The organism is Azoarcus sp. Soil_N_20 (assembly GCF_057656155.1).
In genome coordinates this window covers 94,837-121,747 of record NZ_JBDGKX010000009.1, presented here as the reverse complement: position 1 = coordinate 121,747, position 26,911 = coordinate 94,837, and the positions used below count along the sequence as shown (strand labels likewise).

The 26,911-nt window shown below is 65.5% G+C and carries 26 protein-coding genes; 14 read left to right on the top strand and 12 right to left on the bottom strand.

Features of this window, described 5'->3' with window-relative positions:
• The first annotated feature begins 1 nt into the window (after position 1).
• From AC3A35_RS18180 to mnhG, 3 genes are read left to right on the top strand one after another with little or no spacing between them, the layout of a single operon-like run.
• Complete coding sequence (locus AC3A35_RS18180; RefSeq protein ID WP_487437604.1) at positions 2-493, top strand: Na+/H+ antiporter subunit E; 492 nt, start codon at positions 2-4, stop codon at positions 491-493.
• A complete protein-coding gene (locus AC3A35_RS18175) occupies positions 490-810 on the top strand; it encodes an MrpF/PhaF family protein (RefSeq protein WP_487437603.1) in 321 nt (106 codons plus the stop codon). The genes AC3A35_RS18180 and AC3A35_RS18175 overlap by 4 nt, the downstream gene beginning before the upstream one ends.
• Position 811: 1 nt before the next feature.
• A complete protein-coding gene (gene mnhG / locus AC3A35_RS18170) occupies positions 812-1,162 on the top strand; it encodes a monovalent cation/H(+) antiporter subunit G (RefSeq protein ID WP_487437602.1) in 351 nt (116 codons plus the stop codon).
• Positions 1,163-1,174: 12 nt separating this feature from the next.
• Here mnhG and AC3A35_RS18165 read toward each other — a convergent pair whose 3' ends face one another.
• From AC3A35_RS18165 to AC3A35_RS18140, 6 genes are read right to left on the bottom strand one after another with little or no spacing between them, the layout of a single operon-like run.
• Complete coding sequence (locus AC3A35_RS18165; RefSeq protein WP_487437601.1) at positions 1,175-1,564, bottom strand: Na+/H+ antiporter subunit G; 390 nt, start codon at positions 1,562-1,564, stop codon at positions 1,175-1,177.
• 9 nt (positions 1,565-1,573) lie between these two features.
• Positions 1,574-1,843 (bottom strand): K+/H+ antiporter subunit F, encoded by a 270-nt coding sequence (locus AC3A35_RS18160; RefSeq protein ID WP_487437600.1) that lies wholly within the window; start codon positions 1,841-1,843, stop codon positions 1,574-1,576.
• On the bottom strand, positions 1,840-2,361 hold the full coding sequence (locus AC3A35_RS18155; RefSeq protein WP_487437599.1) for a Na+/H+ antiporter subunit E: 522 nt from the start codon (positions 2,359-2,361) through the stop codon (positions 1,840-1,842). The genes AC3A35_RS18160 and AC3A35_RS18155 overlap by 4 nt, the downstream gene beginning before the upstream one ends.
• Positions 2,361-3,881, bottom strand: coding sequence for a monovalent cation/H+ antiporter subunit D (locus AC3A35_RS18150; RefSeq protein ID WP_487437598.1), 1,521 nt, complete (start codon positions 3,879-3,881; stop codon positions 2,361-2,363). Before AC3A35_RS18150 ends, AC3A35_RS18155 begins: the two co-directional genes overlap by 1 nt.
• Complete coding sequence (locus tag AC3A35_RS18145; RefSeq protein ID WP_487437597.1) at positions 3,878-4,252, bottom strand: Na+/H+ antiporter subunit C; 375 nt, start codon at positions 4,250-4,252, stop codon at positions 3,878-3,880. Before AC3A35_RS18145 ends, AC3A35_RS18150 begins: the two co-directional genes overlap by 4 nt.
• 1 nt (position 4,253) lies before the next feature.
• Positions 4,254-7,106 (bottom strand): monovalent cation/H+ antiporter subunit A, encoded by a 2,853-nt coding sequence (locus AC3A35_RS18140; protein WP_487437596.1) that lies wholly within the window; start codon positions 7,104-7,106, stop codon positions 4,254-4,256.
• A gap of 353 nt (positions 7,107-7,459) precedes the next feature.
• Here AC3A35_RS18140 and AC3A35_RS18135 point away from each other — a divergent pair, with 353 nt between their 5' ends.
• Positions 7,460-8,242, top strand: coding sequence for an IclR family transcriptional regulator (locus AC3A35_RS18135; RefSeq protein WP_487437707.1), 783 nt, complete (start codon positions 7,460-7,462; stop codon positions 8,240-8,242).
• Between the two features lie 6 nt (positions 8,243-8,248).
• On the opposite strand, the gene pbpG is transcribed toward AC3A35_RS18135, so the two are convergent.
• The 3 genes from pbpG to AC3A35_RS18120 all read right to left on the bottom strand — a co-directional run bounded on the left by pbpG (position 8,249) and on the right by AC3A35_RS18120 (position 12,949).
• Positions 8,249-9,283 carry a D-alanyl-D-alanine endopeptidase gene (pbpG, locus tag AC3A35_RS18130; protein ID WP_487437595.1) on the bottom strand — a complete coding sequence of 345 codons (1,035 nt, stop codon included), beginning with the start codon at positions 9,281-9,283 and terminating at the stop codon, positions 8,249-8,251.
• Positions 9,284-9,462: 179 nt separating this feature from the next.
• Positions 9,463-10,611, bottom strand: a complete 1,149-nt coding sequence (locus tag AC3A35_RS18125; RefSeq protein WP_487437594.1) for a patatin-like phospholipase family protein — start codon at positions 10,609-10,611, stop codon at positions 9,463-9,465.
• A 64-nt stretch (positions 10,612-10,675) separates the two neighbouring features.
• Positions 10,676-12,949 (bottom strand): NADP-dependent malic enzyme, encoded by a 2,274-nt coding sequence (locus AC3A35_RS18120; protein ID WP_487437593.1) that lies wholly within the window; start codon positions 12,947-12,949, stop codon positions 10,676-10,678.
• A 392-nt stretch (positions 12,950-13,341) separates the two neighbouring features.
• Between AC3A35_RS18120 and AC3A35_RS18115 the strand changes: the two genes are divergently transcribed.
• Both AC3A35_RS18115 and AC3A35_RS18110 read left to right on the top strand, forming a co-directional pair.
• The gene (locus tag AC3A35_RS18115) at positions 13,342-15,189 is read left to right on the top strand and encodes a phosphoenolpyruvate carboxykinase (GTP) (protein ID WP_487437592.1); all 1,848 of its coding nucleotides are present in this window, start codon (positions 13,342-13,344) and stop codon (positions 15,187-15,189) included.
• A gap of 83 nt (positions 15,190-15,272) precedes the next feature.
• On the top strand, positions 15,273-16,448 hold the full coding sequence (locus AC3A35_RS18110; protein WP_487437591.1) for a pyridoxal phosphate-dependent aminotransferase: 1,176 nt from the start codon (positions 15,273-15,275) through the stop codon (positions 16,446-16,448).
• Between the two features lie 56 nt (positions 16,449-16,504).
• On the opposite strand, the gene AC3A35_RS18105 is transcribed toward AC3A35_RS18110, so the two are convergent.
• Together AC3A35_RS18105 and ampD are read right to left on the bottom strand one after the other, a co-directional pair.
• Positions 16,505-17,203, bottom strand: coding sequence for a lytic transglycosylase domain-containing protein (locus AC3A35_RS18105; protein WP_487437590.1), 699 nt, complete (start codon positions 17,201-17,203; stop codon positions 16,505-16,507).
• A 290-nt stretch (positions 17,204-17,493) separates the two neighbouring features.
• Entirely contained in the window at positions 17,494-18,048 is a 555-nt protein-coding gene (gene ampD, locus AC3A35_RS18100) for a 1,6-anhydro-N-acetylmuramyl-L-alanine amidase AmpD (RefSeq protein ID WP_487437705.1), read from the bottom strand.
• Positions 18,049-18,257: 209 nt separating this feature from the next.
• On the opposite strand from ampD, the gene rfaE2 reads away from it, so the two are divergent.
• The 5 genes from rfaE2 to AC3A35_RS18075 all read left to right on the top strand — a co-directional run bounded on the left by rfaE2 (position 18,258) and on the right by AC3A35_RS18075 (position 23,584).
• On the top strand, positions 18,258-18,755 hold the full coding sequence (gene rfaE2, locus AC3A35_RS18095; RefSeq protein ID WP_487437589.1) for a D-glycero-beta-D-manno-heptose 1-phosphate adenylyltransferase: 498 nt from the start codon (positions 18,258-18,260) through the stop codon (positions 18,753-18,755).
• Between the two features lie 377 nt (positions 18,756-19,132).
• Positions 19,133-20,953: a DNA helicase RecQ gene (gene recQ, locus AC3A35_RS18090; RefSeq protein ID WP_487437588.1), complete on the top strand. Its 1,821-nt coding sequence runs from the start codon at positions 19,133-19,135 to the stop codon at positions 20,951-20,953.
• 134 nt (positions 20,954-21,087) lie between these two features.
• Entirely contained in the window at positions 21,088-22,764 is a 1,677-nt protein-coding gene (locus AC3A35_RS18085; protein WP_487437587.1) for a response regulator, read from the top strand.
• On the top strand, positions 22,761-23,135 hold the full coding sequence (locus tag AC3A35_RS18080; protein WP_487437586.1) for a guanyl-specific ribonuclease: 375 nt from the start codon (positions 22,761-22,763) through the stop codon (positions 23,133-23,135). The genes AC3A35_RS18085 and AC3A35_RS18080 overlap by 4 nt, the downstream gene beginning before the upstream one ends.
• Entirely contained in the window at positions 23,132-23,584 is a 453-nt protein-coding gene (locus AC3A35_RS18075; RefSeq protein ID WP_487437585.1) for a barstar family protein, read from the top strand. The genes AC3A35_RS18080 and AC3A35_RS18075 overlap by 4 nt, the downstream gene beginning before the upstream one ends.
• 181 nt (positions 23,585-23,765) lie before the next feature.
• Here AC3A35_RS18075 and AC3A35_RS18070 read toward each other — a convergent pair whose 3' ends face one another.
• Positions 23,766-24,002, bottom strand: a complete 237-nt coding sequence (locus AC3A35_RS18070) for a cysteine-rich CWC family protein (RefSeq protein WP_487437584.1) — start codon at positions 24,000-24,002, stop codon at positions 23,766-23,768.
• A 112-nt stretch (positions 24,003-24,114) separates the two neighbouring features.
• On the opposite strand from AC3A35_RS18070, the gene AC3A35_RS18065 reads away from it, so the two are divergent.
• The 3 genes from AC3A35_RS18065 to argB all read left to right on the top strand — a co-directional run bounded on the left by AC3A35_RS18065 (position 24,115) and on the right by argB (position 26,825).
• Positions 24,115-24,534 carry an Hsp20/alpha crystallin family protein gene (locus tag AC3A35_RS18065; protein ID WP_487437583.1) on the top strand — a complete coding sequence of 140 codons (420 nt, stop codon included), beginning with the start codon at positions 24,115-24,117 and terminating at the stop codon, positions 24,532-24,534.
• A 141-nt stretch (positions 24,535-24,675) separates the two neighbouring features.
• Positions 24,676-25,836: a right-handed parallel beta-helix repeat-containing protein gene (locus AC3A35_RS18060; RefSeq protein WP_487437582.1), complete on the top strand. Its 1,161-nt coding sequence runs from the start codon at positions 24,676-24,678 to the stop codon at positions 25,834-25,836.
• 86 nt (positions 25,837-25,922) lie between these two features.
• Entirely contained in the window at positions 25,923-26,825 is a 903-nt protein-coding gene (argB, locus tag AC3A35_RS18055; protein ID WP_487437581.1) for an acetylglutamate kinase, read from the top strand.
• Positions 26,826-26,911: the final 86 nt, after the last annotated feature.

The following is a 26,911-nucleotide window of genomic DNA, read 5'->3' as shown; positions in this document are numbered from 1 at the left end:
GATGGCAGCGCTTCATGCCCTCCTTGCGCTCGGACTCGCCGCGTTCGCCGACACGCTGACGCCGCTGGGCGTGCTGGTGGCGTTCGCACTGGTGCACGCAGTGATCCGGACCAGCGCCGATCTGTTCGGCATGCGCGGCTACGTGATCCGCATCGAACTCGGCATCGGCTTCCTCCTCTGGTTCATTGTCCAGGTGTTCATGGCGAGTGCCGGCGTCGCCCGTCTGGTGCTCGCCCGCCGCGTGCATCCCCGGCCGGCGGTGGTCGCGGTCAGGCTGCAACGCGCCGACGACCGCCTGGCCACCGTGCTCGGCTGCCTGCTGACGCTGACCCCGGGCACCCTCGCGCTCGACTACGATCCGACCGCCGGCCTGCTCTATGTTCATGTGCTCGATGCCGACTCGGTTCGGGAAGTCGAGACCGCCGTGCGCAGGATCGAAGACCGGCTGCTGGCATGGATCGACGCCGGCCACCCGGGCGGGAGTCCATCATGACCGTGGAGATTGCAGGTGCGGCCTGGCTGATTCCGTTCGCCTTCGCGATCCAAGGGCTGAGTGCGGTACTGATCCTGATCCGTCTGCTCAAGGGTCCAACCGGCCCCGATCGGGTCGTGGCCATCGATGCCCTGACCCTGCTCGGTGCCGCGGCCCTCGCATTGCTCGCCCTGCACAGCGCGCAGTCGGTGCTGGTCGACGCGGCGGTGATACTCGCGCTGGTTTCCTTCGTCGGCACCGCCGCCTTCGTGCTGCTGTTTACCGCGCGCGAGCCGCCGCCCGACGACTCCGCACGAGACTTACCCAAGGGAGACTGACATGGAATTCGACCTCGCCGCGCTGCTCGCCGCCGCGCTGATCCTCAGCGGTACGCTGCTGTGCCTGATCGGGGCAATCGGTCTGCTGCGCCTGCCCGACTGCTACACCCGGATGCACGCCGCCAGCAAGGCCGGGGCACTCGGCGCCGTCCTGATGCTGGCCAGCGTGGTTGCTGCGACCAGCGGCGAAGTGGCAGTGGAGGCCGCTTTTGCGCTCGCCATGCTGCTGGCTTCGGCGCCGCTGGCCGCCCATGCGGTCGCGCGCGCAGCCCAGCGCGCCGGACACCGGCCACTGACCGGCGCGCTGGGCAATGCGCGCGAGCGCGACCGGACGGAGGGCACGCGCGACTGACGCGCCGTACGCTCAGTGGGGGTCGCCAGCCTCCGTCGCGTCTTCTCCACCGGTGCCTTCATAGGTGCTCCAGCCATGTTCGCCGGCACGCGGCAGTTCGCGCGCGGGATCGAGATTGCGATGCATGTGGGCCTTGGCCAGGAATTGCGCGGTAATCGGCGCAGTCAGAAACAGGAAGATCGAGATCAACAACTCGTGGGCCATGAAGACGCCCTCGACCACCGAAAAATAGGTGATCGACGCGAGCAGCGCGCCGCCCACTCCGAGGGTGGTGGCCTTGGTCGGGGCGTGAAGCCGCGTCATCAGCTCGGGCATGCGGATCATGCCCCATGAACCGACGAGCAGGAAAAACGCGCCGCCGACGATCAGCAACGAGACGAGAATTTCGAAGAACAGGTCCATGATGCTTCCTTACTCGATGACGTCGCCGCGCAGCACGAATTTGCAGTACGCCACGGTGGACACGAAACCGAACATGGCGAAGATGAGTGCAGCCTCGAAATACACCGGGGTGGATTCGCTGATGCCGTACAGGATGATCAGGGCGATCACATTGATCACCATGGTATCGACGGCCAGCACCCGATCGAGCACGCCCGGTCCGCGAAAGACGCACCACAGGTTCATCAGCAGGGCCAGCAGCACGGCCGCGAAGCCGAAGTTCAGCGCCTGTTCGATCATGGGAAGATCTCCATCAGCCGGGCCTCGTAGCGCGACTTCATGAGCTGCACGGCGGCCTCGGGGTCGGCCTGGTCCAGGCAATGCACGAGCAGGCTGCGCCCATCGGCCGACAGATCGCAGCTGATCGTGCCGGGGGTCATGGTGATCGTCCCGGCAAAAACGGTGATCGCCTCGGGACTGCGCAGTTCGAGCGGCACGCAGACCCAGCAGGTGTTGAGCTCGGTCGGCCTGCGGAACAGGATGAGCCGTGCGACCTCGATGTTCGCAACGACGATGTCGCCGACCACGAGGAGGAAATACACGAAGGCCTTGCCGTAGTTGCGGATCCGCGGCCGGTCTGGCCAGAAGCTCGCGGTGATCAACGGAAAGACGATGCCGAGCGCGGTACCGAGCAGCAGGTGCGCGAAGCTGAATTCATTCTGCAGCAGCATCCAGATCATGATCAGCAACAGCGTGAGCAGCGGATGCGGAAGCCAGCGCCGACCGGCGCCCGGCAACTTGCGCGTATCGTCCATCATCACTCGCTTCCTCCGGCTTCACCGAGCACCGCATCGACGTATTGCTCCGGCTGGTAGATCTGTGCGGCGGTCACATCGAGCCAGCGCGTCAGCGGCCCGGCCAGCACGGTCAGGATCACCAGCCCGGCCAGCAGGCTGCCGATGGACACCATGGTCAGCACCGATGTTCGCGGCGTCGGCACGACTTCACCGCCTTCGGCCACCGCCGTCTTCCAGAACAGGGCGCTTCCGGCACGGCCGAACCCGATGATGCCAAGCAAGGACGAGCCCAGCACCACGGACCAGATCAGCACTGCGCTGGAAGCGCCACGAGCGCTGTCGAGGATCAGCAGTTTGCCGAGAAACCCCGACAGTGGCGGCATGCCGCACATGGCGATCGCGGCGAGGAAGAAGAATCCGGACAGCAGGCTGCGGCCGGCAAACACCGGGCCGGGGGCCAGACGGTCGGCCCCGCCCCGGCGCGCCCCCACTTCGCCGGCGATCAGGAACAGTGCCGCCGCCGCCAGCGTGGAATGCAGCAGGTAGTACAGCGCGGCCCCCATGGCCTGCGGGGACGACAGCGCCACGGCCGTCAACAGGGTGCCCATGGAACCGATCACCGCAAAGCTGACGAGTTGGGTAAGTTGGCGGGCGGCCAGGACGCCGACCATGCCCAGCACCAGTGAGATCAGTGCCGCGGGCAGCAGCCAGGGAGCGGCAAGATCGGCAGAACCGCCCGCACCGGCACCAAAAGCCAGCGGATAGAGGCGAATGATCGAATAGGCGCCGACCTTGGTCATGATCGCGAACAATGCCGCCACCGGCGCCGACGCATGGCCGTAGGTCCCGGGCAGCCAGAAATGCATCGGCACCAGCGCGGCCTTGATGCCGAATACCATCAGCAGCAGCAGCGCACCGGCATGGAGGATGGCGCGGTCGCCCTCGGCCACCTCCGGCACGCGCGCCGCCAGATCGGCCATATTGAGCGTTCCGGTGACGCTGTAGATGAGGCCGACCGCAATCAGGAACAGGGACGATCCGACCAGGTTCACCACCACGTACTGCACCCCGGCCTTGACCCGGGTGGCCCCGCCGCCGTGCACCATCAGTCCGTAGGACGCGATCAGCAGGACCTCGAAGAACACAAAGAGGTTGAAGAAGTCACCGGTGAGAAAAGCGCCGTTGATCCCCATCAACTGGAACTGCCACAAGGCATGGAAGTGCCGCCCGCCGCCGTCCTGCCCGGCCATCGCGTAAAGCAGGACGACCAGGGACAACAGTGCGGCAAGCACCAGCATCAGCGCCGACAGGCGATCGAGCACCAGCACGATGCCAAACGGCGCCGGCCAGTCACCGAGCGCATACATCTGCGGCGGCTGGCCGGAAGCCGACACCAGCAGGACAACCGCCAGCACCAGCATGAGGACCGCTGCGGCCCCCGACAGCACCCGCGCCAGCACCAGATCGTGGCGCGCAGCCATGACCAGAACGGGCGCGATCAATGCCGGCAACATGATCGGCAGGATGATCAGGTGATTCATCGACTTCCCTCCGCAACCTCGCCGTTGGCGGGCGACGTCGCAGCGACCGAGGATTCGAGCACGCTGTCGTCGGTGCCACTCTCGAGGAAGCTGCGCAGGGCCAGAACCACCACCACGGCAGTCATGGCGAAGGAAATCACGATCGCGGTCAATACCAGGGCCTGCGGCAGCGGATCGGTATAGCCGTTGCCCAGATCGTTGATCACCGGTGGCCGGTTGACCACCAAGCGCCCCATGGCGAACAGGAACACGTTGGTTGCATACGACAGCAGCGCCAGCCCGAGTACGACAGAAAAGGTGCGGGCACGCAGCAGCAGGTACACCCCGGCCGCCGTCATCACCCCCACGGCGCTTGCAAGCAGGAATTCCATCTCAGTTCTCCACGATCCGGCTCGGCGACACCGACGGATCGACGTCCATCGGGCTGCGGTTGACAGTCAGATGCTCGGCATGACGCCCGATGCGCGACAGGTTTGCCAGCGCCAGCATGGTGGCGCCGACCACGACGAGGAAAACGCCGGCATCGAAGAACATGGCCGACGCCACATGGAGTTCGCCGAGCAGGGGAAGATCGAAGTGCCACATCGTGCTGGTCAGGAAGGGATGCCCCACCACCCATGCGCCCAGCCCGGTGGTGGCGGCGATCAGGACGCCCCAGCCGATCATGCCGTGATAGTCGATCTTCAGCCGCTGCGCGGCCCAGCCGAAACCGCTGGCCATGTACTGCACGATCAGCGCGACTGCGACCACCAGCCCGGCGATGAAGCCGCCGCCGGGCACGTTGTGCCCGCGCAGGAAGATGTAGAAGCCGACCAGCAGCGCCAGCGGCAGCATGACCCGGGTGGCCACCGCGAGCATCATCGGATGGCGGTCGGCCGAGCGCGGCTGATCGGGGATCCAGCTTGCCAGCTTGCGGGCCACCGTGCCGTGCATCGCGCCGTCGAGCAGCGCAAAAATGACCAGTGCGGCGATACCGAGCACGGTGATCTCGCCAAAGGTATCGAAACCGCGGAAATCGACCAGGATGACGTTGACCACGTTGGTCCCGCCACCGCCCGGCACCGACTGCTCGAGGTAATAGCCGGAGATGGTCTCGGCATCCCGGGTCAGCACGGCCCAGACGGCGCCCCCCACGCCCGCGCCGGCCGCCAGCGCGAACAGCCCATCGCGCAGGTGACGCATCCGTCCCGGCTCGGCCGGCGTGGTCTTGGGCAGCAGGTTGAGCGCCACCAGCATCAGGATGACGGTCACCACCTCGACCGAGATCTGGGTCAGCGCAAGATCGGGCGCGGACAGATAGACAAAACCGATCGACACCATCAGCCCCACCACCCCCACGGCGATCAACGCCTGCAGCCGCTGGCGGTGCTGCAGCACCACCGCGACACAGCCGCCGATCAGCAGCAGCCAGCCGGCCGCGGCCAGCGGCGCCACCGGCAGCAACGCGCGACTGCCCGGCGTCGAAGGCGCGCCGAGATAGACACTGAAGCCGAGCAGCACCATCGCACCGATCATCAGCGCGAGGTAGCGCTGCAGCGAGCCATCGTGCAGCCGATGGGTGAACGCGCGCGCCACCGATACGGCCGCAGCAATCACCGCATCGAACATTGCCTTGGCCTCCGGATGCGGCCCCGCCTGCCACCATCCGTGCACCCATCCGTAGCGCCGTACCAGCACCGCACCGACCACCACGGCGACCGCGCTCATGCCCAGCGCAGGGGTGACGCCGTGCCACAGCGCGAGGTGGTAGTCGAGGACCTCGCCGCCGGTGACCGCCCGCGCCACCGTGGCCACCAGCGGGCCGGCGATGGTGTCCGGAAAGATTCCGATCAGCACCACCAGCACCACCAGCAACGACGGCGGTAGCCACATACCTGCCGGTGGGTCGTGCGGAACGTGGGGATAGTCGTCGCGAGCCGGCCCGAAATAGACGTGCGCGATATAGCGGAAGGAATAGGCCACGGAAAAACACGCGGCCAGCGTCGCCACCGCGGCCATCGGCCAACCCTGCCCTGCCCATACGGTATTGGCAACCTCGTGCAGCATCATTTCCTTGGACAGGAAGCCGTTCAGGGGCGGGATCCCCGCCATCGAGGCCGCGGCGAGCAGCGCCATGGTGGCGGAAATCGGCATCAGATGCAGCAGGCCCCCCAGACGCTTGACGTCGCGCGTGCCGGCCTCGTGGTCAACGATGCCCGCGTTCATGAACAGCGCTGCCTTGAACGTGGCGTGATTGAGGATGTGGAACACCGCTGCGGTTGCCGCCATCGGCGTGCCGAGACCGAGCAGCATCGTGATCAGGCCGAGATGACTGACCGTGGAGTAGGCGAGCAAACCCTTGAGATCGTCCTTGAACAGGGCAATGAACGCCCCGATCAGCATGGTGATCAGACCGGTGGTGGCAACGATGTAGAACCAGGCATCGGTGCCCGCCAGCACCGGCCACAGGCGTGCCATCAGGAACAAGCCGGCCTTCACCATGGTGGCCGAGTGCAGGTAGGCCGACACCGGGGTCGGCGCGGCCATCGCATGGGGCAGCCAGAAATGGAACGGGAACTGCGCCGACTTGGTGAAACAGCCGGCCAGGATCAGCACCAGGGCGGGAAGATAGAGCGGCGAAGCCTGGATCGCCTCTCCGCTCTGCAGGATCACGCTCAGTTCGTAGGAGCCGGCGATGTCGCCGAGGATCAGCATGCCGGCGATCATTGCCAGACCGCCTGCGGCGGTCACCACCAGCGCCATGCGCGCGCCCTGGCGGCCCTCGGGCAGGTGTTTCCAGTAGCCGATCAGCAGGAAGGACGACAGACTGGTCAGTTCCCAGAAGATCAGCAGCAGCAGGATATTGTCGGACAAGACGATACCGACCATCGCCCCCTGGAAGAGCAGCAGATACGCGTAGAAACTGCCCATCGGATCGTCTTTCGACAGATAGAAGCGGGCATAGGCGATGATCAGCAGGCCGATACCGAGGATCAGACCGGCAAAGAAGAAGCCCAGGCCGTCGAGAAAGAAATTGACGTTAAGCCCGAGCGCCGGCAGCCACTCCCAGCCCGCCTGCACGACCTCGCCGCGAAACACCGCCGGCGCCTGGGACAGCAGCAGCACGAATGCCAGCAAGGTCACCGAGAAGGTTGTGGTCGCACAGGCGTTGCGCCCCGCACGGATCATCAATGGCGGCAGCATGGCGCCGATGAACGGCAACAACACGATCAGGACAAGGGTCATTCCGTTTCCCGGGAAATCGCAAGCAGCGTCGTCTCAATGATACTCAGGCAAAAAACAACCCGGCTCGGCCGGGCGCAATTGGGCAAAAGTATATCCCGGAGAAAACACATCACCTACCGGAACCCGCGACGGAGCCCCCGATACCGCGCCCCCGCGTTCCGTGCGGGCGGTCGATGAACCATGCACGATGCCGGATCGATCGAAGCAACACACGCAGCGCGCGAAGCATCCGGAGCATCCAGGAACGCACTGTCACCACAAGACCTTGCGGTTTCCTTTCACTAGGCGAAATCACGTTACACGGTTACCATTTCTCCGTTAAGGAAAACTTGCAGGCTCCTGTGTCCAGCAGAATGATCGTCGACAACCCCGCCCCGGCAGAAGTGAAAAACCCCATTCAGGTCATCGAGCGCATGATGAAGCTGCTCGACGCCCTTGCCGCGCACCCCGACCCTGTTCCGCTCAAGCAGTTGGCACTGGAAACCGGTCTGCACCCGTCCACCGCACACCGCATCCTGGGTGCAATGACGCAGAGTGGCTTCGTCGATCGCTCGGACGCCGGCATCTATCGCCTGGGAATCCGCTTGCTGGAACTCGGCAGCCTGGTCAAGTCGCGCATTTCGCTGCGCGACACCGCGATGACCGCCATGCTCAAGCTGCACGCTGCCACCGGCGAAAGCGTCAACCTCGGCATTCGCGCCGGCGACGAGATCGTCTACGTCGAGCGCACCTCGAGCGGGCGCGCCTCGGTCAGGGTGGTGCACATCGTCGGTGCGCGCGCACCCTTGCACACCACCGCCACCGGCAAGCTGTTCCTGGTCGAGGATGGCGCCGACAAAGTGCGCGACTACGCCCGCCGCACCGGCCTGCCCCCTTCCACACCGGAGTCGATCACCAGCCTGCCCGAGCTGGAAAAGGAACTCGACAAGGTCCGCCGTCACCAGGTGGCCTTCGACCTCGACGAAGTCGAAGCCGGCGTCCGGTGCATCGCCGCGGGCATCCGCGACGACAGCGGCGACCTCGTTGCCGGCCTGTCGCTGTCGACTCCATCCGAGCGCTTCAATCCCGATTGGGCCCCGCTGGTGCGCGACACTGCAAACGAGATTTCGAAGTCGCTGGGTTACATCAGAAAGTAAAGGGGGTCAGCCCTGGCGCGCCTTCGCCGCCGTCGCCACGCGCTCGGCCGCCTGCGCGTCCAGCCACTTGCGAACGCGTTGCGCGTCGGCGGTACGGGTATAGCGCCCAACGGAATCCATCAACACGATCACCACCGGCTGGCGATGCATCCAGGCCTGCATCACCAGGCAACGGCCCGCCTCGTTGATGTAGCCGGTCTTGGAGACGCTGATCTCCCAATCCGGATTCTTGACCAGCGAATTGGTATTGCCGAAGCGTAGCATGCGGCCGGCCACCTCGACATAACGCTCGGGGGTGGTCGAGAACTCGCGGATCAACGGGTAGCTGGCCGACGCCGTCACCAGACGGGCAAGGTCACGCGGGCTGGAGACATTGGCCGGATTCAGGCCGCTGCTGTCATGGAAGCGCGTGTCGGACATGCCGAGCAGTCGTGCCTTCACATTCATCGCCGCGACAAAGCCCTGGATGCCACCCGGATAATTGCGCCCCAGCGCCGAAGCGGCACGATTCTCCGACGACATCAGCGCAAGACGCAGCAGCTCTTCGCGGCTCAGCCGGGTTCCCAGCACCAGACGCGATCCGGTTCCCTTCAGCAGATCGAGGTCGTCCTGGTTGATCGCGATCTCTTCGGACAGGCTCTGCCCCGCCTCGAGTACCACCATCGCCGTCATCAGCTTGGTGATCGACGCGATCGGAACCACGGCGTCGCCGTTTCTTTCGAGCAAGACCTCGCCGGTCTGCGGATTGGCGACATAGAAGGCCGCCGAGCGCAGCACCGGCAGACCGCGGATATCGAGCACCAGATCGGAAGGTTCCTCGACCACCCGGGCGGCGCGCTTCATCGCCACCTTTCGGGTATATTTGGCCGCCACCCGCTTCTTCCTGACCGCAGCCGTGCGGGCCGCCGCCTTCTTCACCGCCGGCTTTGCCGTACTGGTCTTCGCGGTTTTTGCGGGAGCGGTACCCGCCAGCGCGGGGCTCCAGCCGGACTGCATCAGCGACAGGGAGATCAGCGCTGCGAGGAGAATTCGGGGCTTCATCGGCGGGCTCGGTAGGGGAAACAATCCGTAACGTTATTCTTAACTAAAATAGACAGATATCAAGCTTTTTTAAAGTCTTTTGAGAAAAGACGCCCATTGAGTGTCTCATCAAGCTTCGGCACCGTCATTGAGATGCCGCAAGATGTGTCGAACTTGTCGACGATATCGGCCGCGAACCCTCAATCTTTAGTCCCCAGCCGCAAGAATGCCACGACTTCGGCACGACGGTTCAGCGTATCGCGGTAGCCGAGTTCCATCAGGGCGCGCGTAAAGCCGGGCTCGAACAACAGGTAGGACAGCAGCGTGGAGCCCTCGCGCCGCATTGCGCCCACACCGCGCAGGACAGAACGCAACAACCGCGGCAACGACTCGCGGTAATGACCGGCGATTGCATCGAGACGCTGCGAGGGCGAGATCACCAGGGTTTCGATCGGACGCAGGGCAATCCCGGCGGCCTGCCGCTGCGCGGCCGTGAACGCGTTGAGCGTGGCATTGATTCGCTCCATGCGCTCGAGATCGACGGCGAGCCCGTCGAGAAAGATGCTCGACAGCGCGTGCCCGGCGATCTGTGCCGGCGAAGGGTAGGCCTCGGTGCGCTGTCGTCCCTCTTCGGCCAGCCGCCCGGAGCCGATCACCAGAATGCGGTCGGCTCCCAGATGGATCGCCGGGCTGATCGGGGCCAGCTGACGCATCGATCCGTCACCGAAGTATTCGCGATTGATATTTACCGCCGGAAACACGAACGGAATCGCGCTCGATGCGAGCAGGTGGTCCACCTCCAGTTGCGTCCTCACCCCGATCCGCTGTGCGCGCCGCCACGGCTCCACCGAAGGATGGGCGGCGAAGAATGCGAGGCTCTCGCCAGAGGTGTAACCGGAGGCACTGACGCTGACCGCATGCAAATGACCGGCATCGATCGCCCGGTCGATGGCGCCGAAATCCAGCGTACGCTCGAGCAGGGCACGCAAGGGACTATTGTCGAGCAGGGCACGCGGGGTTTGCCGGATCGCCCAGCCGGTGAACAGCGCCGACCCCCAGCGCAAGCCGGACCCGAGCAAGGCAGCGGGATCGGTGCGATAGACCTGGTCGACGCGGAAATTGCGCCAGATCCATGCCACCTTGCGCACCGCGATGTTGAAGTCGGCCGAATGCACTGCGAGCGCGGCGGCGTTGATCCCCCCGGCAGAAGTCCCGCACAGAATGGGAAACGGATTGCCCGGGCGCGCCCCCCGGATGTGACGGATCGCCTGCAGCACGCCGACCTGATAGGCCGCGCGTGCTCCACCCCCGGTCAATACCAGCGCAGCTTTTCCTGTTGTTGTGTTCATGCCTGACCTCCCCCGAGGGCATCATGGCACAGGCACGAACACGAGAAAACCGGCGGCTGGCGACCTATTGCTCGTGCCCGGCCTCGACCACGGTGAGTGCGGTCATGTTGATGATGCGGCGCACGGTGGCCGACGGCGTGAGGATATGCACCGGCTTGGCCGCACCGAGCAGGATCGGCCCCACCGTCACCCCCTCGCCGGACGAACTCTTCAGCAGGTTGAAGGCGATGTTGGCCGCGTCCAGGGTCGGGAAGATCAGCAGGTTGGCATCTTCGCGCATGCGTGCGTTGGGGAAGATCTGCAGGCGGTGCTTGGCATCGAGCGCCGAGTCGCCGTGCATCTCGCCTTCCACCTGCAATTCGGGATGTTGTTCGTACAGCATCCGGCGTGCGATCCGCATCTTTTCCGCGGTGGGCGAATCCGCCGAACCGAAGGACGAGTGCGACAACAGCGCGATCCGCGGCTCGACCCCGAAACGCTGCATTTCCTGAGCCGCCAGCAAGGTCATCTCGACCACCTGATCGGGCGTCGGATCGTAGTTCACGTAGGTGTCGGCGAGGAACAGCGTCCGTTCGGGCAGGGTCAGCAGATTGACCGTGTAGTAGTGCTTCACCCCCTCGCGCCGGCCGAGCACGACCTCGACGAAGTCCAGATGCAGCCGGTGCATGCCGTAGGTGCCACAGATCAGTCCGTCGCCGTAACCGAACTTGAGCAGCAGCGAACCGATCAGCGTGGTGCGGCGGCGCACTTCCTTCTTCGCATACTCGACCGAGACGCCCTTGCGCTCCATGAGTTCGTGATAGTGCTTCCACAACTGCTCGAAGCGCGGATCCGACTCCGGGTTGACCATGTCGAAATCACGCTCGGCCTCCAGGCGCAGGCCGAAGCGCCGGATGTTGTTGCTCACCACCTCGGGCCGTCCGATCAGGATCGGCCGCGCCATGCCTTCGTCGACCACGGTCTGCACCGCGCGCAACACCTTCTCGGATTCGCCTTCGGAGAAGATGATGCGCTTGGGCGCCGCCTTGGCCGCGGCGAACACCGGTTTCATGATCAGACCGGAGTGCCACACGAAGTTGTTCAGCTGCGCGCGGTAGGCGTCCCAGTCGGTGATCGGCCGGGTTGCCACCCCCGAGGCCATCGCCGCAGCGGCCACCGCCGGCGCGATCTTGACGATCAGACGCGGGTCGAAGGGGCGCGGGATGATGTACTCGGTCCCGAATCCGGACACCTTTTCGCCATAGGCCGCGGCGACGATGTCGCTCTGTTCGGCGCGGGCCAGTTCGGCAATCGCCTTGACCGCGGCCAGCTTCATCTCGTCGGTGATCGTGGTCGCACCCACATCGAGCGCACCGCGGAAGATGAACGGGAAGCACAGCACGTTGTTGACCTGGTTCGGGTAGTCCGAGCGCCCGGTCGCGATGATCGCGTCGCTCCGCACCGCCAGCACCTCTTCCGGCAGAATCTCCGGGGTCGGGTTGGCGAGCGCCAGGATCAGCGGCTTGGGCGCCATCGCCGCCACCATCTCGCGCTTGACCACGCCACCGGCCGACAGGCCGAGCAGCACATCCGCGCCCTCGAGGATCTCCGCGAGCTTGCGCGCATCGGTCTTCTTCGCGTAGCGCGCCTTGATCGGATCCATCAGCGTCGTGCGGCCCTCGTAGACCACGCCCTCGATGTCGGTCACCCAGATGTTCTCGACCGGAATGCCGAGCATCACCAGCAGCTCGAGGCAGGCCAGCGCCGCGGCACCCGCACCCGAGGTCACCACCTTGACCGTCTTCAGATCCTTGCCCTGCATCTGCAGGCCGTTGAGAATCGCCGCGCCGACCACGATCGCGGTGCCGTGCTGGTCGTCGTGGAACACCGGAATCTTCATCCGCTCGCGCAGCTTCGCCTCGATGTAGAAGCACTCCGGCGCCTTGATGTCCTCGAGGTTGATGCCACCGAAGGTGGGTTCGAGCGCGGCGATCATGTCGATCAGCTTGTCGGCGTCGGGCTCGTTGATTTCGAGGTCGAACACGTCGATGCCGGCAAACTTCTTGAACAACACGCCCTTGCCTTCCATCACCGGCTTGGCGGCGAGCGCGCCGATGTTGCCCAGGCCCAGCACCGCAGTGCCGTTGGTGATAACGCCGATCAGGTTGCCGCGCGAGGTCAGATTGGCCGCTTCGGCCGGATCCTCGACGATCGCATCGCAAGCCGCGGCCACACCGGGCGAATAGGCCAGCGACAGGTCGCGCTGGTTGGACAGCACCTTGGTTGGCGTTACCGAAATCTTCCCCGGGCGCGGGTAGCGATGGTAATCGAGCGCAGCCGCGCGTATCAGTTCATCCATGAAGTTCTCCGTCTCGTAGATATTGTGGTTCTTCTGTGCGCCACGCACCGCCTGACGACACGACAGCCGGGCGGCGTTGCGCGCGGGTGGCACCAGCCGAAGCATACTCCTGTGAAACGCATTTTCACATTACGAAATGCACTTGACGCTCAAGCGCGTATCCGTGGTGGCCAGTTTTGCCGATGCTGCTACCCGTGGCATAATCTTACGCTTTCGCCGACTGCGGATAACCCTAGTAGTTTCCGCAAGTCGTGTTGCAGGACGCACCGATCGCGTGGCATCGCCGCCCCTCCCTGCGCTCTGCAGCCCGCCGGCCGCAAGGCCTTTCGAGACTGATCGGGCTCGACCGACGGGAACCGGTTTCGCATCCGCAACCTGGAGAGCTTTACGCCATGAGTCAACGCTTTGCCGACGCGGCACTTGCCGCTGCCCCCGATTACGTCCGTCATGAAGGTCTGAAGCAGTGGGTGGCACAGATCGCCAGTCTTACCGAACCGGACCAGGTCGTCTGGTGCGATGGCTCCCAGGAAGAATACGACCGCCTGTGCGCGGAGATGGTCGAGTCGGGCATGCTGATCAAGCTCAACCCGGAAAAGCGCAAGAACTCCTTCCTCGCCTTCTCCGACCCGTCCGACGTGGCCCGGGTCGAAGACCGCACCTTCATCTGCTCGAAGGACAAGGGTGACGCCGGCCCCACCAACAACTGGGAAGAGCCCGCCGTCATGCGCGGCACCCTGAACGATCTGTTCAAGGGTGCGATGCACGGCCGCACCATGTACGTCATCCCGTTCTCGATGGGCCCGCTCGGCTCGCCGATCGCCCACATCGGCATCGAGATCACCGACAGCCCCTACGTCGTCACCAACATGCGCACCATGACCCGCATGGGCCGCGCCGTATTCGACGTGCTCGGCACCAGTGGCGAGTTCGTGCCTTGCGTGCACTCGGTCGGCGCCCCGATCGCCCACGGCGAGAAGGACAGCCGCTGGCCGTGCAACCCGACCACCAAGTACATCGTCCATTTCCCCGAAACCCGCGAGATCTGGTCCTACGGTTCGGGCTACGGCGGCAACGCCCTGCTCGGCAAGAAGTGCTTCGCGCTGCGCATCGCCTCCACCATGGCGCGTGACGAAGGCTGGCTGGCCGAGCACATGCTGATCCTCGGCGTGGAATCGCCCGAAGGCGAGAAGACCTACGTCGCGGCCGCCTTCCCGTCGGCCTGCGGCAAGACCAACTTCGCCATGCTGATCCCGCCCAAGTCCTTCGACGGCTGGAAGATCACCACCGTCGGTGACGACATCGCCTGGATCAAGCCAGGCAAGGATGGCAAGTTCTACGCCATCAACCCCGAAGCCGGCTTCTTCGGCGTCGCCCCGGGTACCTCCGAGAAGACCAACTTCAACGCGATGGCCACGCTGAAGGAAAACATCATCTTCACCAACGTCGCGCTGACCGACGACGGCGACGTGTGGTGGGAAGGCATGACCAAGGAAGCGCCCGCACACCTGATCGACTGGCAGGGCAAGGACTGGACTCCGGAGATCGCGAAGGAAACCGGGCGCAAGGCCGCGCACCCGAATTCGCGCTTCACCGCCCCGGCCAGCCAGTGTCCGTCGATCGACCCGAACTGGGAAGATCCCGCCGGCGTGCCGATCTCGGCCTTCATCTTCGGCGGCCGTCGCGCCACCACCGTGCCGCTGGTGTACCAGGCCTTCAACTGGAACTTCGGCGTCTATATGGCCGCCACGCTCGGTTCGGAGACCACCGCCGCCGCCTTCGGCGCACAGGGCGTGGTCCGTCGCGACCCGTTCGCCATGCTGCCGTTCTGCGGCTACCACATGGGCGACTACTTCAACCACTGGTTGAAGATGGGTCACGTGGTCGAGAACACACCCAAGATCTTCTGCGTGAACTGGTTCCGCATGAACGAGAAGGGCGAGTTCATCTGGCCCGGCTTCGGCGACAACATGCGCGTGCTCAAGTGGATCGTCGACCGCTGCAAGGGCCGCATCGCCGCCAAGGAAACCACCCTGGGCTGGATGCCGCGCTTCGAGGATCTCGACTGGACCGGTGCCAACGTCAGCAAGGCCGAGTTCGACGCCCTCACCAAGGTCGATGCCGACGCCTGGAAACAGGAGCTCGAACTGCACAAGGAATGGTTCGACAAGCTGCAGGACCGCTTGCCGCGCGAGTTCGTGCTCAAGCGCGAACTGTTCGAGCTGGCGCTGAATATCGACTGAGACGGGATAGACTGGCCTCCACGGCCGGTTTATCGAACAAAGCGCCGCATCGTCGGCGCTTTTTCTTTTGCAGGAGTCGCGTGATGACATCGGTGCACCTTGCCCGCCGCATGGCAGACATCCAGCCCTTCCACGTCATGGAGCTGTTGCGCCGCGCCCGCGAACTCGAGGCCGCGGGGCGCGACATCATCCACATGGAGGTCGGCGAGCCGGACTTTCCCACGCCACCGCCGATGATCGCCGCCGCCAGCCGCTTCATTGCCGGCGGCGACGTGCACTACACCCCCGGTCTCGGACTGCCGGCTCTGCGCGAGGCGATCTCGGCGTTCTACCGGAGCCGCTTCGGCGCGCAGGTGGAGGCCGAGCGCATCGTCGTGACCTCGGGCGCCTCCGGCGCGCTGATGCTGGCGCTGGCCGCGACCACCGACCCGGGCGACGAATGGCTGCTGCCCGACCCCGGCTATCCGTCCAACCGTCATCTGGTGCGAAGCTTCGAAGGGGTGGCACGCGCACTGCCGGTCGATGCCGCCACCCGCTACCAGCCGACGCCGGCGCAGGTCGATGCCGCCTGGCGCGAACGTACCCGCGGCCTGATGGTGGCCACCCCGTCGAATCCGACCGGCACCTTGCTCGGCGCCGACGAACTTGCCGCACTCCAGCGCACGACGCAGGCGAAGGACGGCCTGCTGCTGGTCGACGAGATCTATCAGGGTCTGACCTATGGTGTCGGCAGCTCGACCGTGCTGTCGCAGCCCCGACTGACCGACGCCGACAATCTGTTCGTGGTGAACAGCTTTTCCAAGTATTTCGGCATGACCGGCTGGCGCCTGGGCTGGCTGGTGGCGCCACGGGCCTATGTGCGCGAGATCGAAAAACTGGCGCAGCACTTTTTCATCTCGCCCTCGACACCGGCGCAGCATGCCGCCCTCGCGGCCTTCGAACCGGCCACGCTGGACATCCTCGAGGCGCGCCGTCACGAATTCGCCCGCCGTCGCGACACCCTGCTGCCGGCCCTGCGCGAGCTCGGCTTCAACATCGCCACCGAACCCCAGGGGGCGTTCTACATCTATGCCGACGTCTCCGCGCTGACCGACGACAGCGAACAACTCGCCCGTCGCCTGATCGAGGACGCCGGGGTCGCAGTCACCCCAGGGCTCGACTTCGGCCATCACCGCCCGCGCAAGCACCTGCGCATCGCCTACACCACCCGCTGCGAACGCCTGCTCGAGGCGACCGAGCGCATGCGCGCCGTGCTATAGGAGGCGGTCGGACTCGAGGCCGATCCGCTGCGCCAGCCTCCTGGTCCACGCAGCCCTCAGGCAGCGCTGCCCGACTTGCGTCCCGCGGCCGAGATCAGGCGCTGCTTCATGGCCAACACCTTGCGTGCATAAGCGGCTTCGGGATCTTTCAGTGCCCCGCCGTAATACTGCAGTGCGGACTGCATGCTGCCATAGCGGCGCAAGCCTTCGTGCAGCACCAGCGTACCGACGCGCACGTTGATCTCGGGGTCGAACAAGGCATTCTTCCCGCTCGCATCGCCGATCTTGTCCATGTGGAAGCGCGGAATCACCTGCATCAGGCCCTGCGCCCCCATGGTGCTCTCGGCGAAAGGGTTGAAACTCGACTCCACCGCCATCACCGCAACAATCAGCAAAGGGTCGATACCGACGTGACCTCCCGCCTCCTCGGCCGCGCGCAGCACCGGCTCGAGCACCACCGTCGACACCCGGTAGCGACGCGAAACCCAATCGCGAACCCGTTCCATTTCGCGCGACAGCGCAAACGCCTCGACGACCGGCTCCACGACCGGCTCGACGGGAGCCGACGGCGGCTCTGCGGCCCGCGCCTCGGAAACCAGGGCGTCAAACGAAGCCGATGGCTGATCGCCGACCCGGCCGGAGCCGATGAACACGATTGCAACCAACCCCAGGGAAAGCACACAACCGTGTGCCATGCGAAACAACCAGGCACCGGCAGCACGCGCGATACCCTCGACCGACATTGCGTATTTCATGGCGTCCTCCATGCTGAGACCGGAGCACCTCGCCGCCCGATTCAGGTGAGAATCGTGGCCAAACCCGGATTGTCACCGGGTGGGGTGGAGACCTCCCGGCCGGTAAGCCGGGAAGCCGTGCGAAGTGCTCGGTCGCCAGTAGGTGTAAAGGCAAGGGCCGCAACCAGACCCCTTGCCCCCGCGGTGCGCGCATCCATGACCGATGTGCCGTGTCGTTGTTACGTGGCAACGCACCGAAAAAATGACTTGCTAAGAATGCTGCAGTGCAGCGTGAATGGATTCTATTGATCTTATTGACTATTGTCAAAATGTGGACGTTGCGCATCTGCCACAAGCCCCGGCCAACTCCAGTCAAAAAGCGGCCCCGGGTCAGTCTTGCGGCCCGGCGCGATGTCCGCATGCCCGGCGACCTCGATCCCCGGATAGCGTCGCCGCAGGCGCTTCAGCAGGCCGGCCAGGCTGCGGTACTGCGCCTCCTCGAACGGCATCGTGTCGCAGCCTTCGAGTTCGATCCCGATCGAAAAATCGTTGCAGCGCGCCCGCCCGCGCCAGCACGAAACGCCGGCATGCCACGCCCGTGCGGCGGTGGGCACGAACTGGATCAGCTCGCCGTCGCGACGAATGAAGAAGTGCGCCGAAACCCGCAGTTGATGAATGGTCGCGTAGTAGGGATGCGCGCCCGGATCGAGCCGGTTGGTGAACAGTTCGATCACGCCCGGGCCCCCGAAGCGGTCCGGTGGCAGGCTGATGGCGTGGATCACGATCAGGGCGATCCGCTCGCCCTCCGGCCGGGCATCGAAATTCGGCGATGCGATCCGCCGTACGCCCCGCAGCCATCCCTTCATTGACAGGTCTCCCGTTGTTCGAGGGCAGTCGGCCCGGGCGGGCAATTCTAGCAGCCTGCCGCAAGCGGGCAGCGCAAGGCGCCGGGTGCCGCGTGCCCGGTGCCGCGGGATTCGCAGCGCCTGCCCCGCCCGCCGCCCTGTACCGGTACCAATTCACCCTTCCGCCGATCGCTTACAATCGGCATCCGTGCCTGTGACCCCGGATCAACATGAGCTACTCCCCGCCCGCCTTCGCATCCAAACTGTGTCCGCCCGCAGCGCTGGCCGCCCGCTGCGCCGATCTCCCGCGGCCGCTGGTGTTCACCAACGGCTGCTTCGACATCCTGCACCGCGGCCACGTGACCTACCTCGCCCAGGCCCGCGCGCTCGGCGCGGCAATGGTGGTCGCGCTCAACACCGACGCCTCGGTACGGCGCCTGGGCAAGGGCGATGATCGCCCGCTGAACCCGCTCGAAGACCGTATGGCGGTCATGGCAGCGCTCGAGAGTGTCGATCTGGTGACCTGGTTCGACGAAGACACTCCGCTCGAACGCATCCTCGCCGCCCGACCCGACATCCTGGTCAAGGGCGGCGACTGGGCCCCCGACACCATCGTCGGCGCGCCCGAAGTGCGGGGATGGGGCGGCCAGGTGCACTCGATTCCGTTCGAGGTCGATCGTTCGACCACCGCCCTGATCGGTCGCATCCGGGCACAGAACAGCTATTAACCCGGCAATCAATTAGGCGATACCGAGCGGATTACGGCACGGCGACTCCCTCCCCTTCAAGGGGGCGAAGCAGGGACTTCGGCGAGCACCGCTCGCCGCCTGCAGAGCGGCGTAGCGCAGCGGAGACTCCCGGGCTGGGGTGGGGATGGGTTTATCAGGTGCCGCAGTAACCCATCCCCCTCCTAACCGGTAGTCTCGGCGATGCCTCACCGCTACGCCGGCAGCGAGCAGTGCTCGCTGAAACCCCGGTTACGCCCCCCTTGAAGGGGGAGGGATAAGGTGCCAACACTTGACTTCACGTCTTTAATTGCGGGCTAATAGCTGCCGCAGTGCAACGAAACCCCGCGTCGGCGCCCGGTGCATTAAAATGGCGGCCGATGCCCGCCCAATACACCTCCGCCCTCCACGTCCTCGAACACGTTTTCGGCTACACCGCCTTCCGTGGCGAACAACAGGCCGTTGTCGAGCACGTTGCGGCCGGCGGCGATGCGCTGGTACTGATGCCCACCGGCGGCGGCAAGTCGCTGTGCTACCAGGTGCCGGCACTGCTGCGCGACGGCACGGCCATCGTCGTGTCACCGCTGATCGCGTTGATGCACGACCAGGTCAGCGCGCTGGTCGAGGCCGGCGTCAATGCCGCCTTCCTCAATTCCAGCCTCGGCGCCGACGCGGGCCGTGCGGTCGAGCGCGCGCTCCACGACGGCAGCCTCGACCTGCTCTACGTCGCGCCCGAACGGCTGATGACGCCGCGCTTTCTCGATCAGCTCGATCACCTGCGCGACACCAACCGTCTCGCCCTGTTCGCGATCGACGAAGCGCACTGCGTGTCGCAATGGGGCCATGACTTCCGCCCCGAATACCTGCAGCTCTCGATCCTGCCGGAACGCTATCCGTCGATTCCGCGCATCGCGCTGACCGCCACCGCCGACCGCCAGACCCGCGAGGAAATCGCCACCCGGCTGCGGCTGGGCGAGGCGCGCCGCTTCATCTCCAGCTTCGACCGCCCCAACATCCGCTACACCATCGTCGAGAAGGACGATCCGCGCCGCCAGCTGCTCGGCTTCATCCGCGAGGAATACCCCACGGACGCCGGCATCGTGTATTGCCTATCGCGGCGCAAGGTCGAAGAGACCGCCGCCTGGCTGCAGGAGCAGGGACTGAACGCCCTGCCCTACCACGCCGGCCTGAGCCAGGAGATGCGCGCCGAGCACCAGAACCGTTTCCTGCGCGAGGACGGGGTGATCATGGTGGCCACGATCGCCTTCGGCATGGGTATCGACAAGCCCGACGTGCGTTTCGTCGCCCACCTCGACCTGCCGCGCTCGATCGAAGGCTACTACCAGGAAACCGGCCGTGCCGGACGCGACGGCATGAGCGCGCAGGCGTGGATGGCCTGGGGCGCGCAGGACGTGGTGCAGCAACGGCGGATGATCGACGAATCCGAGGGCAGCGAGGAGTTCAAGCGCCTCGGGCGCAACCGGCTCGAGGTGCTCGTCGGTCTGGTCGAGGCCACCTCCTGCCGGCGCCAGCATCTGCTCGCCTATTTCGGCGAAGCGGCCGAGCCCTGCGGCAACTGCGACAACTGTCTGGTCCCGCCGCAAACCTGGGACGCCACCGACGCCGCGCGCAAGGCGCTGTCGTGCGTGTTCCGCACCGGCCAGCGCTATGGTGCCGGCCACCTGATCGATGTGCTGCGCGGCGAGACCACCGAGAAGGTGCTCGAACGCGGCCACGAACGGATCAGCACCTTCGGCATCGGCAGCGAACTCGACGAGAAGCGCTGGCGCACGGTGTTCCGTCAGCTGGTGGCACGTGAGTTGGTCGCGGTCGATCACGAACGCTACAACGCGCTCGCGCTCACCGACCTCGCCCGCCCGCTGCTGCGCGGCGAGTCGGATTTCCTGCTGCGGCTGTCTCCCGAAAAAACCAAGAGCCGCAGCCGGCGCAGCGCCGCGCGTCTCGACATCCCGGGCGGCATTCCGACCACGCTGTTCGACCAGTTGCGCGCCTGGCGCGCAGCGACCGCGAAAGAACGCAACGTGCCGGCCTACGTCATCTTCCACGACGCCACCCTGCGCGAAATCGCCGTCGGCCGCCCCGCCAGCCTGAGCGAACTCGGCCATATCTCCGGCATCGGTGACCGCAAGCTCGAGGCCTACGGCGAAGACATCCTCAGGGTCGTGCGCGAAACCGGCTGACAGCGGTACCCGGCGCACGCGACCGACCGCGTCCCGCGCGGTGCTTGCAGTAATTCGCTACAGATTCCGCCCTGGAATGCCGTAAGCTTTGACTCAGGCACCCAAACGCGGTTCGACGCGCACTTTCTACCATCATGGCCACCCTCGATCAGCTCCGCGTACTGGTCATCGAAAGCCAGCCCACCATGCGTGCGCAGCTGCGCACCATGCTGTCCTCGATCGGCATGGAGGACGTGCAGTTTGCAGTTTCGGCGGGGATGGCGGTGCGCCGGCTGCGCGAACAGCGCTATGACCTGATCCTGTGCGAGTACAACCTCGGCGAGGGCCAGGACGGACAGCACCTGCTCGAAGACCTGCGCAGCCACGAGATCATCCCGCTCGAAGCCCTGTTCGTGATGATCACCGGCGAGCGCAACTACGAACGGGTGGTCAGCACCGCCGAACTCGCGCCCAACGACTACATCCTCAAGCCACTCGCCGCCGAGGCCCTGCGCGTGCGGCTGATGCGCGCCATCGACAAGCGCGACGCCTTCCTGCCGGCGTGGCGGCTGATGGGCATCGGCGACGCGCTCGGTGCCATTGCCTACTGCAAGGAGGCAGTGGACCAGCATCCGCAGTATCTGATCGACTTCATGCGCCTGCAGGCCGAGCTGCACACCTCGGCCGGACAGATCGGGGAGGCCGAAGCGATCTACCGCGAGATTCTCAACGGCAAATACATCCCGTGGGCCCGCCTCGGACTCGCCCGTGCACTGTTGCTGAAGAAGTCCTATCCCGAAGCCGAGCGCATCCTCACCGAACTGGTCGCCGAGAACGACCGTTTCATCGCCGCCTACGACCTGCTTGCCCAACTGCACGAGGAAGCCGGCCATGCCGAGGCCGCGCGTGACGTGCTGCGCACCGCAACCGGGCACTCGCCCTACCGGGTCAAGCGTCTGCGCCACCTGGGCGAGCTGTCGCTGGCGGTAGGCGACCCGGTGGCCGCCGAGGAAGCGCTCGCCGAAGTCGTGCGCAAAGGCAAGTATTCCGATTTCCGCGACCCCGAGGACCACGTCCGCCTGGTCCAGGCCCAGATCGCGCTGAACCGGATCGACAACGCCAGCGCGACCATCGCCGATCTCGAACGGTCGATGGGCGGCCAGCCCAAGGCCGACCTGTGCCGGGCGCTGTCGAGCGCCATGCTGCACGCCCATACCGGCGACACCGCGCGCGCCCAGGCCGCCCTGCTGGCGGCCGCAAAATCGGCCCCGGGTGCGGCCAAGCTGTCGGTCGGACTCAAGCAGGAGCTGATCAAGGCCTGCTTCGACCACCAGCTCGGTGAGGCCGGCAGCGACATGGTGATGGACATCCTGCGCACCTCGGCCGATGAACACACGGTCGAGACCACCCGCGCCCTGCTCAAGTCCCGCGGCCTGGAAAACCTGTCGAAGGACATCGAGCAGCGCGTCCAGAGCGAGGTCAAGGAGCTGATCTCGGTCGGCGCCGAAAAAGCCCATGCCGGCGACTACGACGGCGCCGTGGCCGAGATGATGAATGCGGCGCGCAAGATGCCCGGCAACCCGCACGTCCTGTTCAATGCCGCGCTCGCCCTGCTCCGTCACATCGAGCATCGGGGCTGGAACGAAGCCTTTGCCAGGCAGGCGCGCAGCCTCATCGACCGCGCCCGCATCCTCTCCCCGGCCAGCACCCGGCTGTCGGCGATCACCGAATTCATGCACGGCCTGATCAAGCGTTACGGCATTCGCCCGGAACGAATCATCGAGACGGCAGGCAGATCCGCCCTGTTCCGCGCCCCCGCCAGCCGAAAATGAGGTTCCACCCGGTGGTGCGCACCCTCGCCCGCATCGTCCGGGCCGTTCCGCTGCTGTGGATTCTCGCCGCCTGCGGCCCGGCCGGCTCCGATGCAGGGCCGTCCGCCCTGCCACCGGAAGCGGTCGCCACCCTCGAGCGCATCGAGCGTGGCGGCCCCTATCCGTATCGCAAGGACGGCACCGTATTCCACAACCGCGAACGACTACTGGCCGCCAAGCCGCGCGGCTACTATCGTGAATACACCGTGCCAACCCCTGGCGCTCGCGACCGCGGCGCACGGCGCATCGTCACCGGCGGCAACCCGCCGGAAGTCTTCTACTACACGGCGGATCACTACCGTAGCTTCCGCCGCATCGAACCTCGCCCATGAACACCCACAACGCTCCGACCCCGCTCACCACCGTACTGGCCGACGTCACCCGCGCCGGCGTACGCCCCCTGCCGCCGGGCAGCGCGGCACGGCTCGCAGATACCGCCGCACGACTCGGATTCGCCTGCGCCCGGATCGATCTCGAGGGCTGCGCCGACAAGGCCGCACTCCTCGCGCGGATCGCCGGCGAGCTGCGCTTTCCCGACTGGTTCGGACACAACTGGGATGCGCTCGCCGACTGCCTCACCGACCTGAGCTGGCGATCGGCGCCAGGCCATGTGGTCTTGCTCGAGCATGCCGGAGAATTCCGCGAGCAGCATCGCGAAGACTTCGAGACCGCCCTCACCATCCTGCGCGAAGCCGCCGAATGGTGGGCCGGACAGCAGGTGGCGTTCTGGGCCTTCGTCGATCTGTCGGGTGCGGCGAAGGTCCCGGCACAGGCGCCGTAGCTACCGCTATCCCGGTCGAGTATGCCTCCCCGGTACCGGCGCCGTAGGGGTGGTTCAACCCGCCACAGGGGTGATTCGGGCACGAATGCCGGGCCCCGGGCACCTGCGGCCGGCTGAAGCCGACCCTACGAAAACCGCCCGTCGTCGGGGCGCCCGCACATCCCGTACGGCGAACCGGATGTTACGGTCCAACCGTGCTGCGGCGCTGTGCGACCAATTCGGCCAGACAGTTGGGACAATAACAGGCGGCGTCGGCCGCATCGCCCCCAGGCACCGCGAAGATCGGCGGGTGCGCGACACACCAGCAGATCGCCTCGCCCGCGGCCATTCCGCAGGTAAAGCCCTTGCCGCAACGCGGACAGCAATTGGTCGGAGCCGCGTCGATCGCACCCCTGTCAACGTTCGAATCTTCGTTCATTGCGCTACCTCAACAAACTCGCACTCGGCCCTTGAAACCACAGAAGGGGCACCTATATTCGTGGTGAAGCCGGTGGATTCCGGCGAGAACCAACAGTTAAAGGAGAGCGAACATGAGCAATCTGATCCGTCGTGATCCCCTCGATGACTTCTTCCGCGGCTTTTTCGTACGCCCGGTGGATTTCGGTTCGAACGGTAACATCGAAGCGCCGCAGATGCGCGTAGACGTCAAGGAAAACCCCGAAAGTTACGATGTCCACGCCGAACTGCCGGGCGTCAAGAAGGAAGACATCCACGTCCATATCGATGGTCCGGTGGTCGCAATCAGTGCCGAGCGCAAGCAAGAGAAGGAAGTGAAGGAAGGCGAGCGCGTGCTGCGCACCGAACGCTACTTCGGCAAGGTTTCACGCAGCTTCCAGCTCGGCCAGGATGTCGACGAAGCCAAGGCCAGCGCCAAGTTCAACGACGGCGTGCTGCAGTTGAACCTGCCGAAGAAGCTCGAGTCGCAGGCCAAACGGCTGACGATCGACTGAGGGCAGACCTCGCAGCTGCCGCGAACAGGCCGCCGGCTCACCATGAGCCGGCGGCTTTTTGCTGCGCATCGGTCATCTGCTCTTGAGGTGCACGAGGCATGAGGCGAGAATGCATGGACATTTTCTCTCCAGGGCTACGCCATGCGCCTCCCACTCACAGTCTTGCTGCTGGGCTGCTGCATCGGTAGCACTCAGGCCGAGACGCTGCGAGTGGGGCCGCGCGAGCGGATCACCCTCATCGCGGAAGCCGCGCGTCTTGCAAAGGACGGCGACATCGTCGAGATCATGTCCGGCGAATACCACGGCGACGTGGCCTCATGGCCACAGAAGCAGCTCACGATCCGCGGCGTGGGCGAGCGTCCGGTGCTGGTCGCCGCCGGCGCCAGCGCCGAAGGCAAGGCAATCTGGGTGATCCGCGACGGGGATTTCGACATCGACAACATCGAGTTCCGCGGCGCGCGGGTGGCCGACGGCAATGGCGCCGGCATCCGCTTCGAGCGCGGCCGGCTGCGGGTCACCAACAGCAGCTTCATCGACAACCAGACCGGCATTCTCACCGCGAACTTCGACGACGCCGAACTCCGCATCGAGGACAGCCTGTTCGCCCAGGCGCCCCGGCAGAACGACTCGCTGCCGCATCTGCTCTACGTCGGTCGCATCGCCCGTTTCGAAGTGTCCGGCAGCCGGTTTCACCAAGGCTATCGCGGCCACCTCATCAAGACCCGCGCACGCCACAACGAGATCCGCTACAACCTGATCTACGACGGCCCGACGGGCGAAGCCTCCTACGAGATCGATCTGCCCAACGGCGGGGTCACCTATGTCGTCGGGAACGTCATCGGGCAGAGCGCGGACACGCAGAATCCGGTGCTCATCGCATACGGTGCCGAAGACGATCTCTGGCCCGACAGCGCGCTCTATCTGGCGCACAACACCCTGGTCAGCGACCGCCTGACCGGCGCATGGTTTCTGCGCGTGTGGACGGACAGGCTGCCCACGGGCGCCGAGGTCAGAGCGGTCAACAACCTCACTGTCGGCCTCGGCGCGTTCACGCTCGCCGCCAGTGGCGAGTTCAGCGGCAATGCACCGGCCATCCCGGCACTGCTCGGCGGACCGGAAATCCTCGACTTCACCCTGTCTCCCGGGTCGATCCTGCGCCACTTCGGCGCCCCGCCGGGCGAAGCCCGCGGCCAGAGCCTTGCCCCGGTTGCCGAGTTCGCGCTCCCGATCGGGACGCGCCCGCTGGCGCCCCCCGCACGGTGGGCTCCCGGCGCGTTCCAGAGCTCCGGTTACGAGCCATAGGCCGCTGCATTAGAATCGCGCCATCGTCACCCGGCCGCGCCCGCAACGGGCCACAGCCCAATCCATCCGTACCCCAAAGGACCCTCATGACCGACACCCCAAAACCGCAGGACGTCACCCCCGCCCGCAAAGCCGAGATCCTTGCCGAAGCCCTGCCCTATATCAAACGCTTCTTCGACAAGACCATCGTCATCAAGTACGGCGGCAACGCGATGACCGACCCTCATCTCAAGGACTGCTTCGCGCGCGATGTCGTGCTGCTCAAGCTGGTCGGCCTCAACCCCGTGGTGGTGCACGGGGGCGGGCCGCAGATCGAGAGCCTGCTCGCCCGCGTCGGCAAGAAGGGCGAGTTCATCCAGGGCATGCGCGTAACCGACGCCGAAACCATGGAGCTGGTCGAAATGGTGCTCGGTGGCCAGGTAAACAAGGAAATCGTCAACCTGATCAATACCCATGGCGGCAAGGCCGTCGGCCTCACCGGCAAGGACGCCAGCTTCATCCGCGCCAAGAAGCTGATGATGCAAAAGCTCGACGCGCCGGCCGGCGACCTGATCGACGTCGGGCAGGTCGGCGAGATCACCAGCATCGATCCGAGCCTGATCTCCTTCCTCGATCAGGGCGACTTCATCCCGGTGATCGCCCCGATCGGCGTCGGCGCCGACGGCGAAACCTACAACATCAACGCCGACGTGGTCGCCGGCAAGCTGGCGGAAATTCTCAAGGCCGAGAAGCTGGTGCTGCTCACCAACACCCCCGGTGTGCTCGACAAGGCCGGCACGCTGCTCACCGGCCTCACCCCGCGCCAGATCGACGACCTCGTCGCCGACGGCACCCTGTCCGGCGGTATGCTGCCCAAGATCGGCTCGGCGCTCGACGCCGCGCGCAATGGCGTGAAGTCGGTGCACATCATCGACGGCCGCGTGGAACACTGTTTGCTGCTTGAGATTCTCACTGATCACGGCGTGGGGACGATGATCAAGAGCAAGTGATTGCGGCTGACCGCCGGTGCCGTTTCAACACATCCCTACGCGACGACGAGGCCATGCGCATTTCTGGAACCCGGGTTTAGTACCGG